11 protein-coding genes are annotated in these 12,953 nt (G+C 64.5%); 10 read left to right on the top strand and 1 reads right to left on the bottom strand.

Annotated features, from left to right (window positions below; translation table 11 throughout):
- Nucleotides 1–82 precede the first annotated feature (82 nt).
- The 6 genes from VGV37_RS02430 (at nt 83) to VGV37_RS02405 (ending at nt 7,788) form a co-directional block, all read left to right on the top strand.
- Nucleotides 83–1,219 (top strand): thiolase family protein, encoded by a 1,137-nt coding sequence (locus tag VGV37_RS02430; RefSeq protein WP_326878014.1) that lies wholly within the window; start codon nt 83–85, stop codon nt 1,217–1,219.
- Between the two features lie 26 nt (nt 1,220–1,245).
- Nucleotides 1,246–3,558, top strand: coding sequence for a 3-hydroxyacyl-CoA dehydrogenase/enoyl-CoA hydratase family protein (locus VGV37_RS02425; RefSeq protein WP_326878013.1), 2,313 nt, complete (start codon nt 1,246–1,248; stop codon nt 3,556–3,558).
- Nucleotides 3,559–3,569: 11 nt separating this feature from the next.
- Nucleotides 3,570–5,348 carry an acyl-CoA dehydrogenase C-terminal domain-containing protein gene (locus VGV37_RS02420; protein WP_326878012.1) on the top strand — a complete coding sequence of 593 codons (1,779 nt, stop codon included), beginning with the start codon at nt 3,570–3,572 and terminating at the stop codon, nt 5,346–5,348.
- A 94-nt stretch (nt 5,349–5,442) separates the two neighbouring features.
- Nucleotides 5,443–5,997: a thioesterase family protein gene (locus VGV37_RS02415; RefSeq protein WP_326878011.1), complete on the top strand. Its 555-nt coding sequence runs from the start codon at nt 5,443–5,445 to the stop codon at nt 5,995–5,997.
- A gap of 159 nt (nt 5,998–6,156) precedes the next feature.
- On the top strand, nt 6,157–6,954 hold the full coding sequence (locus VGV37_RS02410) for an enoyl-CoA hydratase (protein WP_326878010.1): 798 nt from the start codon (nt 6,157–6,159) through the stop codon (nt 6,952–6,954).
- Between the two features lie 15 nt (nt 6,955–6,969).
- Entirely contained in the window at nt 6,970–7,788 is an 819-nt protein-coding gene (locus VGV37_RS02405) for an NAD(P)-dependent oxidoreductase (RefSeq protein WP_326878009.1), read from the top strand.
- On the opposite strand, the gene VGV37_RS02400 is transcribed toward VGV37_RS02405, so the two are convergent.
- Complete coding sequence (locus VGV37_RS02400; RefSeq protein WP_326878008.1) at nt 7,785–8,792, bottom strand: bile acid:sodium symporter family protein; 1,008 nt, start codon at nt 8,790–8,792, stop codon at nt 7,785–7,787. The two genes, VGV37_RS02405 and VGV37_RS02400, sit on opposite strands and share 4 nt — an antisense overlap.
- Nucleotides 8,793–8,900: 108 nt before the next feature.
- On the opposite strand from VGV37_RS02400, the gene VGV37_RS02395 reads away from it, so the two are divergent.
- The 4 genes from VGV37_RS02395 to VGV37_RS02380 all read left to right on the top strand — a co-directional run.
- Nucleotides 8,901–9,758: a LysR substrate-binding domain-containing protein gene (locus VGV37_RS02395; protein ID WP_326878007.1), complete on the top strand. Its 858-nt coding sequence runs from the start codon at nt 8,901–8,903 to the stop codon at nt 9,756–9,758.
- Between the two features lie 84 nt (nt 9,759–9,842).
- Nucleotides 9,843–10,280: a hypothetical protein gene (locus tag VGV37_RS02390; protein WP_326878006.1), complete on the top strand. Its 438-nt coding sequence runs from the start codon at nt 9,843–9,845 to the stop codon at nt 10,278–10,280.
- 137 nt (nt 10,281–10,417) lie between these two features.
- Nucleotides 10,418–11,419, top strand: coding sequence for a TY-Chap domain-containing protein (locus VGV37_RS02385; RefSeq protein ID WP_326878005.1), 1,002 nt, complete (start codon nt 10,418–10,420; stop codon nt 11,417–11,419).
- Nucleotides 11,420–11,537: 118 nt separating this feature from the next.
- Nucleotides 11,538–12,953, top strand: a 1,416-nt coding sequence (locus VGV37_RS02380) for a tetratricopeptide repeat protein (protein ID WP_326878004.1), incomplete at its 3' end; no start/stop codon positions are given.

The following is a 12,953-nucleotide window of genomic DNA, read 5'->3' as shown; positions in this document are numbered from 1 at the left end:
CCCTGCTCGTCACGACCATCAACCAACGCACATCCGGCACCGACAAGCGCCGGACAGAAAATCCAGAGGAGCTGCCGACATCATGAAATCCGTCGTGATCGCGGGCTACGCCCGGTCCCCCTTCCATTTCGCCAAGAAGGGCGAGTTGACCCGCGTGCGCCCGGACGACCTGGCCGCCCAGGTCGTAGCCGCGCTCGTCGAGCGCACCAAGGTCGATCCCTCGACGCTGGAAGACCTGATCGTCGGCTGTGCCTTTCCCGAAGGTGAGCAGGGCTTCAACGTCGCCCGTCTGATCGGCTTTCTGGCCAAGCTGCCGCTCTCGGTCGCCGGCACGACCGTCAACCGCTTCTGCGGCTCGTCGATGCAGTCGATCCACATGGCCGCGGGCGCCATCCAGTTGGGTGCGGGCGATGCGTTCATCTGCGCCGGCGTCGAGAGCATGACGCGCGTGCCGATGATGGGCTTCAACCCGATGCCGAACGCCGAATTGGCCAAGGTCTATCCGGGCGCCTACATGTCGATGGGCGTTACCGCCGAGAACGTGGCGAGCCGCTATGGCATCAGCCGCGCCGAGCAGGAAGCCTTCGCGGTCGAAAGCCACAAGAAGGCCGCCGCCGCCCAGGCTGCGGGCAAGCTCGAAGCCGAGATCGTCGCGATCAAGGGTCCGAACGGCCTCGTCAGCAAGGACGGCTGCATTAGGGCCGAGACGACCGCCGAGTCGCTGGCCGGCCTGAAGCCCGCATTCGACGAGAAGGGCACGGTCACTGCCGGCACCTCCTCGCCGCTGACCGATGGTGCCTCGGCCACGCTGGTCTGCACCGAGGAATATGCCAAGACCCACGGGCTGGAGATCCTGGCTCGCATCAAGTCGGTCGCGGTTGCCGGCTGCGATCCAGAGATCATGGGCATCGGCCCGGTGGCAGCGACCAAGAAGGCGCTGGCCCGCGCCGGCCTCAAGATCGCCGACATCGACATCATCGAGCTGAACGAAGCGTTCTCGTCCCAGTCCTTGGGCTGCATCCGCGACCTGGACATCGATCTCTCGAAGGTCAATCTCGACGGCGGCGCCATCGCCCTCGGCCATCCGCTGGGCGCCACCGGCGCCCGCATCACCGGCAAGGCGGCCTCGCTCCTGAAGCGCGAGGGCAAGCGCTATGCGCTCGCCACCCAGTGCATCGGCGGCGGTCAGGGCATCGCCACCATCCTCGAAGCCGTCTAAGGCCGGATAGAGCGAAGGGGATCTCCATGTCCATCCAGAAAGCCGCCGTTCTCGGCGCAGGCGTCATGGGCAGCGGCATCGCTGCCCATATCGCCAATGCCGGCATCCCCGTGGTGCTGCTCGACATCGTTCCGAAGGGGGCGTCGAACCGCAACGCCATCGCCGAAGGTGCGGTCCAGAAACTGCTGAAGGCGGATCCCGCCGCCTTCATGCATCCGCGCAACGCCAAGCTGGTCACCACCGGCAACCTCGAGGACAACCTCGACCTGCTGAAGGACTGCGACCTCATCATCGAGGCCGTTCTGGAGGACCCGCAGGTCAAGCGCGACCTCTATGCCAAGGTCGAGGCCGTGCGCAAGGACGGCTCGATCGTGTCGTCCAACACGTCCACCATCCCGCTGAAGATCCTGACCCAGGGCCTGCCGGAGCGCTTCGCCAAGGATTTCCTGGTGACGCATTTCTTCAATCCGCCGCGCTACATGCGGCTCTTGGAACTGGTCGCCGGTCCCGAGACGCGGGCCGACGCGGTCAAGACCGTCGAGGCCTTCGGTGACGAGAAGCTGGGCAAGGGCATCGTCCATTGCAAGGACACGCCGGGCTTCATCGCCAACCGCATCGGCACCTTCTGGATCCAGGCCTCGGTCAATGCCGCGATGGACCTGGGCCTGACCGTCGAGGAAGCCGACGCCGTCATGGGCAAGCCGTTCGGCATCCCCAAGACCGGCATCTTCGGCCTGATCGATCTGGTCGGCCTCGACCTGATGCCGCATGTGTCGAAGTCGTTGCAGACGACGCTGCCGAAGGATGATCCGTACCAGGCGATCTACCGCGCGCCCGCCCTGTTCAAGCGCCTGATCGAAGAGGGCTATACCGGCCGCAAGGGCAAGGGCGGCTTCTATCGGATCAACCGCGAAGCCGGCAAGCGCAAGGAAGCGATCGACTTCAAGACCGGCGAGTATCGCCCGCAGATCAAGGTCGAGCTGGAAAGCGCCGGCTTGAAACATCCGGCCGAAGTGCTGGGCCATGCCGACCGCGGCGGCGCCTTCGCCCGGGCGGCGATCGGCGCCACGCTCGCCTATGCCGCCTCGCTGGTGCCCGAGATCTGCGAGACGGTCGCCGAACTCGATGCCGGCATGAAGCTTGGCTACAATTGGAAATTCGGCCCGTTCGAGCTGATCGACCGGATCGGCGTCGACAATATCATCGCGGCGCTGAAGGCCGCCAACCAGCCTGTTCCGGCGTTGCTGGAAAGGGCCAAGGGCAAGAGCTTCTATCGGGTCCAGGACGGCAAGCTGGAATTCCTGACCGTCGGCGGCGAGTACCGCCCGGTCGTGCGGCCGGCGGGCGTGCTGCTGCTGGAAGACATCAAGCGGGCGACGAAGCCGCTCGCCAAGAACGGGTCGGCCGCCCTCTGGGACATCGGCGACGGCGTCGCCTGCCTCGAATTCACCAGCAAGATGAATTCGATCGATCCCGAGATCATGGGCATGGTCCAGAAGTCGATCGGCATCGTCGGCAAGGGCATGAAGGGCCTGGTGATCTATAACGAGGGCTCGAACTTCTCGGTCGGCGCCAACCTGGGCCTCGCCATCTTCGCCGCGAACATCGCGATGTGGCCGACCATCGAAGAGAGCATCGCCAGCGGCCAGGCGACCTACAAGGCGCTGAAGTTCGCGCCCTTCCCGGTCGTGGCGGCACCGAAGAACATGGCGCTGGGCGGCGGCTGCGAGATCTGCCTGCATTCCGACGCGGTCCAGGCCCATGCCGAACTCTATATCGGCCTGGTCGAGGTCGGCGTCGGCGTCATTCCCGGCTGGGGCGGCTGCAAGGAACTGGTGCTGCGCGCCACCGCCAACAAGAAGCGGCCGGGCGGCCCGATGCCGCCCCTGGTCCAGGTGTTCGAGACGATCTCGACCGCCAAGGTCTCGCGCTCGGCCGAACAGGCGAAGGAGTTGGGCATCCTCAGGCCCACCGATGGCATCACCATGAATGCCGACCGGCTGCTGGCCGACGCCAAGGCCAAGGTGCTGGCGCTCGCCGAAGGCTACCAGGCGCCGGAGATGCAGAAGATCCGACTGCCCGGCTCCACGGCCGAGGCCGGCTTCAACCTGGCGGTCGCCGACTTCCGACGCCAGGGCAAGGCCACCAAGCACGATGTCGTAGTCTCGGCCGCTCTCGCCCATGTGCTCGCCGGCGGCGACACGGACATGGTCGACGAGATCGACGAGGACCGCCTGACCGAGCTCGAGCGCGAAGCGTTCATGACCCTGATCAAGACCCCCGGCACGCTGGCGCGGATCGAGCACATGCTCACCACCGGCAAGCCGCTTCGGAACTGAGGAGCAGCGAGATGGCGACCTACAAGGCCCCACTGCGCGACTATAAATTCGTGCTGCATGAACTGTTCGGCGTCGAGGAGGTCAGCACCTGGCCCGGCCTCGAAGACGCGACGCCGGAGATCTTCGATGCCGTGCTCGAAGAGGCGGCGAAGATCTGCGAGGACGTGCTGTTCCCGATCAACCGCTCCGGCGACGAAGAGGGCTGTACGTTCGAGAACGGCGTCGTGCGCACGCCCAAGGGCTTCAAGGAGGCCTACGATGCGTTCCGCGCAGGCGGCTGGACCGCGCTGTCCGCCCATCCGGAATACGGCGGCCAGGGCCTGCCCCACGTGCTGAGCTTTCTGGTCGAGGAAATGATCTGCTCGGCGAACATGGCGTTCGGCATGTATCCGGGCCTGACCGGCGGCGCCTACAACGCGATCGCCGCCCATGGCTCGGACGCGCTGAAGCAGAAGTACCTGCCCAAGATGGCGTCGGGCGAATGGGCCGGCACCATGAACCTGACCGAGCCCCATTGCGGCACCGACCTGGGCCTGATCCGCACCAAGGCGGTCCCGGCCGAGGACGGCAGCTACAAGATCACCGGCACCAAGATCTTCATCTCGGCCGGCGAACACGACCTGACCGACAACATCATCCACCTGGTGCTGGCCAAGCTGCCCGACGCGCCCCCGGGCGTGCGCGGCATCAGCCTGTTCATCGTGCCGAAATACCTGGAGGGCGACGGCGGGCCGAAGCGCAACAGCCTCGCCTGCGGCTCGATCGAGCACAAGATGGGCATCAAGGCGTCTTCGACCTGCGTCATGAATTTCGACGAGGCGACGGGCTGGCTGTGCGGCGAGGCCCACAAGGGCCTCAAGTCGATGTTCACCATGATGAACACCGCGCGCCTGGGCGTCGGCATCCAGGGCCTGGGCGTGGCGGAGACCTCGTACCAATCGGCCCGGCTCTACGCCCAGGAGCGCGTACAGGGCCGCGCTTTGACCGGCACCAAATATCCGGACAAGCCGGCCGATCCGATCCTGGTCCATCCGGACGTGCGCCGGATGCTGCTGACCATGAAGAGCCAGGTGGAAGGCGGCCGGGCGCTCGCGATCTGGATCGGCAAGGAGATCGACAGGTCCCGCCACCATCCGGACCCGGCGGAGCGCGAGGCAGCCGACGATCTGGTGTCGCTGATCACCCCGATCATCAAGTCGTTCCTGAGCGACATGGGCTCGGAGACCTGCAACATCGGCATGCAGGTGCTGGGAGGCCACGGCTACATCCGCGAATGGGGTATGGAACAGCTGGTCCGCGACGCCCGTATCGCACAGATCTACGAAGGCACCAACGGCATTCAGGCGCTCGACCTGGTCGGCCGCAAGATGCCGATGCACATGGGCCGCCTGCTGCGCCGGTTCTTCCATCCGGTCGACGCCTACATCAAGGAAGCGTCGGTGAAGCCCGAACTGCAGGAATTCATCCTGCCGGTCGCCAAGGCCTTCGCCCGCCTGCAGCAGGTCACCGGGCTGATCGCCCAGAAGGGCATGTCGAACCCGGACGAAGCGGGAGCAGCCGCGACCGAGTATCTGCGCTTCTTCGCGCTGGTCGCGATCGGCTATCTCTGGACCCGCATGGTCGAGGTCTCGCTGCCCAAGGTCGATGGCGACGACGGGCTGTTCTATCGCGGCAAGGTCGCGACGGCGCGGTTCTTCATCACCCGCATCCTGCCGCAGACCAACGCCCACGCGGCCGCGATCATGGCCGGCGCCAAGCCGCTCATGGAAATGGAAGACGCGGCGTTCTGACAGGGTCTACTTGCGGCCCCCTCACTCCTCCCTGTCCCACAGGCAGCAGGAGGGGTGAGGGCCCTTCCGCCTCTCGGCATCTGAGGCCCGGCGCATGAATCTCGTCTTCCGACTGTTGCGCGTGCTGATCCTGGGGCTCGTCGGGCCCAAGATCGATCCGCTCGGCCGGTCGATCGTATCGTTCCGGGTCTGGCCGAACGATCTCGACATCAACATCCACATGAACAACGGCCGCTATCTGACGATCATGGATCTGGGTCGGCTCGACCTCATCCTGCGCTCGGGCTTCGGCCGGATCATGCTGAAACGCCGCTGGAGCGCGGTGCTGGGCAGCGTCACCATCCGCTATCGCCGGCCCCTGACGCCGTTCCAGCGCTACGACATCGTCACCCGCATCCTCGGCTGGGACGAGAAATGGGTGTTCATCGAGCAGCAGTTCGTGGTCGACGGCCAGGCCTGCGCCATCGCCTATTCGAAGGCGATCGTCATCGACGGATCCCGGGCGCTGCCCATGACCGAGATGCTGGCGGCGATCGGCTATCCCTTCCCCTCGCCGCCCCTGCCCGACGGCATCCGATCCTGGCTCGACGCCGAACGCGACCTGACCGCGGCACCCCATGCGGCGGTCGAACGGCCGACCATTCATTGAGGAGGTTTCTTCATCCGTCATTCCCGCGCAGGCGGGACTCCAGCACTTGCGCGCGGCAGCGCGGAAACATCAGGACCCATGTCGCCGCAGACGCGGCTCTCGCTGGATTCCCGCCTGCGCGGGAATGACGGCGGGTGAAACATCCCAAGGGAGAAAACTATGTCCGAAGCCGTATTGCTGACCATCGACGGCCCGATCGCGACCGTCACGTTCAACCGACCGGAAGCCTATAATTCGCTGAACGGCGCCATGATCGAAGATCTGAACCGGATCCTGCCCAAGGTCGAGCATGATCCGGCGATCAAGGTCGTGATCCTCAACAGCAATGGCCCGGCGTTCATGGCCGGCGGCGACGTCAAGATGTTCGCCCAGTCGATGGGCATGCCGCAGGAAGACAAACGATCGACCTTCGAGCAGACCGTGCACAAGATCCATCCGGTCGTGACCGCGCTGCGCCGCATGCCGAAGCCGGTCGTGGCCCAGGTCCACGGCGCGGTCGCAGGCTTCGGCATGAGCCTGCTGATGGCCTGCGATCTGGCCGTCGCGTCCGACGACAGCTATTACACACTCGCCTATATCCTGATCGGCACCAGTCCGGACGGCGGGTCGACCTACGGCCTGCCGCGCATCGTCGGCATGAAGAAGGCGATGGAGATAGCATTGCTGGGCGACCGGTTCGATGCGGCCACGGCCGAGCGCCTGGGCTTCGTCAACCGCATCGTGCCGGCCGCAGAACTCGCCGCCGCCACCACGAAGCTGGCCCAGCGCCTGGCCGCCGGCCCGGGCCTCGCCTATGCCGGCACGAAGCGCTTGCTGCAGCAATCTCTGAACAGCACGCTGGAGACCCAACTCCAGGCCGAGGCCGAGAGCTTCGCGCTCTGCGCCTCCGGTCCCGATTTCCAAGAAGGCGTCACCGCCTTCGTCGAGAAGCGCAAGCCGAACTTCGTCGGCAAGTAAGGGGAGACCGGCATCATGTCATCGCTCAAGGGCAAGACCCTGTTCATCACCGGCGGCAGCCGCGGCATCGGCCTCGCCATCGCGCTCAAGGCCGCGCGCGACGGCGCCAACATCGCGATCGCGGCCAAGACCGCCGATCCCAACCCGAAGCTGCCCGGTACGATCTATAGTTCCGCCGCCGAGATCGAGGCAGCGGGCGGCAAGGCGCTGCCGCTGCAGGTCGACATCCGCGACGAGGCGGCGGTTGCGGCCGCCGTCGCCAAGACGGCCGAGACATTCGGCGGCATCGACATCTGCATCAACAACGCCAGCGCCATCAACCTGACCGGCACGCTCGAGACCGATCCGAAGCGCTTCGACCTGATGATGGGCATCAACACGCGCGGCACCTTCATGACGACGCGTGCCTGCCTGCCGTTCCTGAAGAAGTCCGCCAATCCGCACGTGCTGACCCTATCGCCGCCCTTGAGCCTCGAGCCGCGCTGGTTCAAGAACCACGTCGCCTATTCGATCGCGAAATACGGCATGAGCCTGTGCGTGCTGGGCATGGCCGAGGAGTTCCGCGACGAGGGTATCGCGGTCAACGCGCTGTGGCCGCGTACCGTCATCCTGACCGCGGCCCTGAAGATGATCCCCGGGCTCGACCATTCCTGCACGCGCAAGCCCGAGATCATGGCAGACGCGGCCTACGCCATCCTGACCCGCCCGTCGCGCGAGCAGACCGGCAAGTTCCTGATCGACGACGAGGTGCTGGCCGAGGCCGGCGTCACCGACCTCGACCAGTACGCGACCCAGCCGGGCCGACCGCTGATTCCAGACTTCTTCGTGGATTAGGCGGCCAACGCCGGCTGCTTTGACTCGTTTGCCGGTGTCTGGACCCGCGCCGCATAGCGCCGGGCCAGTGCTGCGCAGGCCATCAGCTGGATCTGATGGAACAGCATCAGCGGCAGCACGATGACGCCGATCGCCTGGCCGGCGAACAGCACGTTCGCCATCGGCACGCCGCTCGCCAGGCTCTTCTTCGAGCCGCAGAACACGATGGTGATCTCATCTTCCTTCGAGAAGCCGAGCGCACGGCTGACCAGGGTCGTCACCGTGAGCACCAGCGCCAGCAGCACCCCGTCGAGTGCCACCATCACCAGCAGGTCGGTCACCGGCAGCTGGTGCCAGATGCCGCCGACCACCGCCTCGCTGAAGGCGCCATAGACGACCAGCAGGATCGAGCCGCGATCGGTATAGCTCAGCAGCTTCCTGTTGCGCTCGGCCCAGCGGCCGAGCCAGGGACGCAGCAGCTGGCCGGCCACGAACGGCAGGAACAATTGCGCCGCGATCGATTCGATCGCGTGCAGCGACAGCCCGCCGCCATGCGCGCTCAGCAGCAATCCGACCATCACCGGCGTCAGCACCATGCCGATCAGGTTCGACGCCGACGCGCTGCAGATCGCCGCCGCGACATTGCCGCGCGCGATCGAGGTGAAGGCGATGGAGGATTGGACGGTCGACGGCAGCACCGCCAGATAGACGATGCCGACATAGAGATCACGCGACAGGAAATGCGGCACCAGTACGCTCGCCCCCAGGGCCAGCACCGGGAACAGCACGAAAGTGCTGACCAGCACCAGAACGTGCAGGCGCCAATGGGTCAGGCCCGAGACGACCGCCTCACGCGGCAGCCGCGCGCCATAGAGGAAGAACATCACGCCGATGGCGATGTCCGTGACGATGCCCAGGACCTGCGCGCCGGCCCCACGGACGGGCAGCAGCGACGCCGTTGCGACGACCGTCAGGAGGGCGAGCGTGAATGGGTCGAGGCGCAGGCGGGCAAGAAGAGCGGACATGGCACGGTCTCCGAAGTGGATCGGTCCAAGATCGTCCCGCGGTCGCTTATTGTGAAGTCCGTCCGATAAACTTACTGTCATCGTGTTATGTGATAATGAGATGCGGCAATGTACGACCCCATTCTCCTCACCAGCTTCCTCGCCGTGGCCCGTGCGAAGGGTTTCACCGCGGCTGGACGGCAGCTGGGCCTGCAGCAATCGACCGTCAGCCAGCATATCCGCAAGTTGGAGGCGGAAACCGGCCGCCGCCTGTTCCAGCGCGACACCCATTCGGTCGCCCTCACGGTCGACGGCGACGCGATGGTCGATTTCGCCCGCGGCATCCTCGAGGCGAACGAGCGCGCCCAGCGCTATTTCACCGGCACGGAACTACGCGGCCGGCTGCGGTTCGGTGCGTCGGAGGACTTCGTGCTGTCGCGCCTGCCGGAGGTGTTGCGCGAATTTCGACGGCGCCATCCTTCGGTCGATCTGGAGTTGACCGTCGGCCTCAGCGGCCAGCTTTACGAGAAGCTCGATGCCGGCGAACTCGACCTGCTGATCGCAAAACGCCGGCCCGGCGATCCGCGTGGCGAGTTGGTCTGGCGCGAGCGTCTGGTGTGGGCGGGCGCCGATCCGTGGCGTCCCGATCCGGACCGCCCCCTGCCGCTCATTCTGTTCGCGCCGCCCAGCATCACGCGCAGTGCCGCGATCGGGGCGCTGGAGCGTGCGGGCCGATCCTGGCGCATCGCCTGCACCAGCGGGTCGCTCAGCGGCTTGCGGGCGGCAGCACTCGCCGGGCTCGGCATCATGGCCCAGTCGAAGAATCTCGCCGTCGATGGTTTGAGCGAGCTGCCGGCCTCGGCCGGCCTGCCGGAATTGGGCGAGACGGAATTCGTCGTGGTCGGCGCCAGCCAGCGGCTGCACGGCCCCGCGGCCGCGCTGGGCGCCGCCTTGGTCGCCAACGGCGATCGTTTTCGCGAACGGTGAAACTCAAGGAATTTGCGTTTCGACGCAGCGAGTTCTGGTAAAGCTTCGGGGCAAACTCATTCGCCTGCCCCCGGAGCCTCGTTCATGCGTCCTTCCGTCCTGCTGCCGATCATCGCCTGCCTGGCCTCCGCCGGCTGCTCCACCGTCAGCCAGACGCTGTCGACCGACGTCTGGCTGTGCGCCTATCAGTTGGGGGATCGCTATCGGGACGAGGCCGTCAAACCCGATGTGGTGAAGTACGACCTGACCGTGATCAGCCCCGTGCGCCGGACCGACCTGACGTATCTTCTGCCGATCGCCGGCGGCGAGCCGGAGAAGCACACGCTGACCTGCGAAGCGGCGCCCTGGGGTTTCGGCACCGTCGCCGCCGACGGCTTCAAGCTCGACCGGCCGGCGCCCGACGTCTATCCGGGCAATGCCTCCGAAAATTTCACCGCCCAGGGACGGAACGCCGACGCGGTCCGCGATGCGGTTCGCCAGACCGGCATCCACGTGCATATCCCCGGAGTCGAAAACTTCTAAATCGGGAAAAGCGTAACGCACAGACAACGTCAGCGTGAAAATGACCTGGACTGAAAAGAACATACAGAGTACGGTTTGGACCGATTTTGATACGGGAACGGTTCATGCTCCGTCGCTCTCGCGCATTTTTCCTCGGTATGTTCTTCCTCGCCGGCGCCTCGAATGGGGCAATGGCGCAAGATGCTGCCCTGGCCGCCATCACCCGAGGCGCCGCTGCGGTCCTGTTGCCGAACCGGGAAAATCGGGATGGTATCCTGACGGTCAGCGACAACACGCTGTACGTACAGTGCCTCAACCGGGCTGATACGTCGAACTGGCGGTGCGAGGCTGCCGGCCCCGAAGCTCAGCCCTGGTTGCGCAACGTACTGACGGCAGACCGCCAGGAAATGCTGATCGCGCGGGGCTTCGAGCCGGATTCGACCATCGGCAATTTCGTTCGGCTGTTCCCCCGGTCAACACCGCCCGACAATCTGGCAAGCATCATTCTGGCCGTACTGACCCGGATCTATGATGCCGATGCCGGCAACATCCGGGTGCTGGCAAATTGGCTGCCGGCGCGGCCTTGTCATCGTCGCATCATGGCCAGGCATGACCGAGGCGGTTCGATTGCCGCGCCCCACTGGGGTTTTGCTCAGGACGTCGCATCCGGCTGTGAAATGGTCGACAAGATCGACACATCAAACCACGGGGAATCGCAGGCCACGACGCCCGGCGCGCCGTCCGAAGGCGAGATCGATCTCGACCAGCGCTATCGCGCTGCGATCACGCTCCAGATCGAGCGGCTGAAAGAAAAACGGCAAGGCGTTCACGTCTGGGCGATCTTCGCCGCCGGCATCCCCTACGTGCAATGTAAACCCGCCCTCCAGGAAAACGCGATCTATTGTGAGGCGGCTTCGGTCGACGCTGTGGGCGACCTGCTCACGCCGATTCTGACCCCCACCCGGCGACAGAAACTGGTCGACGCCGGTTTCGAACCACCCGGAAAGGTCGTGAATTTCCGTCGCTTCTACGGGCTGGAGAAATACGATGCGACGGCCATCGCCCATGCCATCCTGGCGGTTCTCCACGACTGCTACGGCTATGGCGGCACGCCCCCGCTGATGCTGAAAACGGAAAAGATGGACGAGAATCCGTTATAGCAGGGCCGCGTCTTGACAGGCCGATGGCTCCATCTCCCCGGATCAGCTTGTAAGGGAATAGCTGGCGTGGTAACGCGCATGGCGTGAATCCTGATCCCATCCGGACCTTGAGCAGCCCATGCCTCCACCCTTTCGCGACGCCATCCTTGCCGGGGTTATGGCGCTGTCCCTCTCAGCCTGCGCAACGCAGCAACCCGCCGTCACACCGAACCATCCGGTGGATGCGAACGGGAATATCCGAGATCTGGTGGCGCTCGATCAGCTTCTGCTGATTGACCCGAACAACGCGGAGGCCTGGGCTCAGCGCGGACTGCGCCATCACCAGCAGGGCGACTTTGACAGCGCGATCGCCGATGCGAGCCGAGCGATTGCCCTGAACGCCAATCAAGCAGACGCTTACGCGGTTCGCGCCTTGGCGCTGTATATGAAAGATCAAGGCGTCGCCGCACAGGGCGACGCCGAACACGCCATCGCATTGGATGCCAAAAGCACGGATGCGTACGCTCTTCTGGGGCAGATCTATCTTGAAAGAGGGCTCCCGGATCGGGCCGTCCAGAATTTCGATGCGGCGCTGCGCCTTGATCCCGCATTTGTCGAAGCACTTGACGGCCGCGGATCAGTTCATCAGCAGCAAGGAAAACATGAAGCCGCGCTCGCGGATTTCGATGCGGTTCTGAGACTCGATCCCAACGATTTCTCCGCCCATCAGGGACGCGGCGTTTCCCTGTACTTTCTCGGCAGATATGAATCTGCCATCAAGGACTATAATCTCGCTCTCACCGCCCAACCCGACAACATCTTTCTTCTGAAAGACCGCGCCGACAGCTTTTACATGTCGAAACAATACGGGCTGGCGCTGGACGACCTCAACCATGCCGATAAAATCGAGCCACACGATCTCCGAATCCTTTCGGTACGAGGCGCGTTATTCAGGACGTTGAAACAATACGACCACGCGCTATCCGATATTCAAGAAGCCTTACGACTGGCACCGAATACGCACAGTCTGGTTGGCGAGTTGGCCGCAATCTACGAAGAGACCGCCGACTTTGATCAATCGCTGACCAATTACGATCGGGCGATACAAATCGATCCCGACAACATTGATGACCGGAATGGCCGCGGAAGAGTCCGTCTGCACAAATCGGATTTCGACGGCGCCATTTCGGATTTCGACAGAGTCCTGGAAAAAGACCCCCGTATCATCTCGAGCCTCATCAATCGAGGCACGGCCTATCACTTCAAAGGCGACAACAAAAGCGCAGTCGAGGATTACACTCGGGCCATTGAAAAAGGAGGGCAGACGGACCCGTCGATATACCGGCTACGCGCCAAAGCCTATGGCGCGTTACGCGATAGGGCTCACGCCGACGAAGATTACAGCAGCACGATCGAGATGGCGGACAAGGCCCTCGCCAATGATCCGGACAATACCTCGATTCTGAACGACCGCGGCATGGCATACTGGGCAAAGGCAGCATACGCCCAAGCGGCGCAGGATCTTGGTAAAGCCATCGCCGATGGCATGCGCAAT

The organism is Aliidongia sp., from assembly GCF_035943795.1.
Lineage (GTDB): Bacteria > Pseudomonadota > Alphaproteobacteria > ATCC43930 > CGMCC-115725 > Aliidongia.
This window is presented reverse-complemented; position numbering and strand designations above follow the sequence as displayed.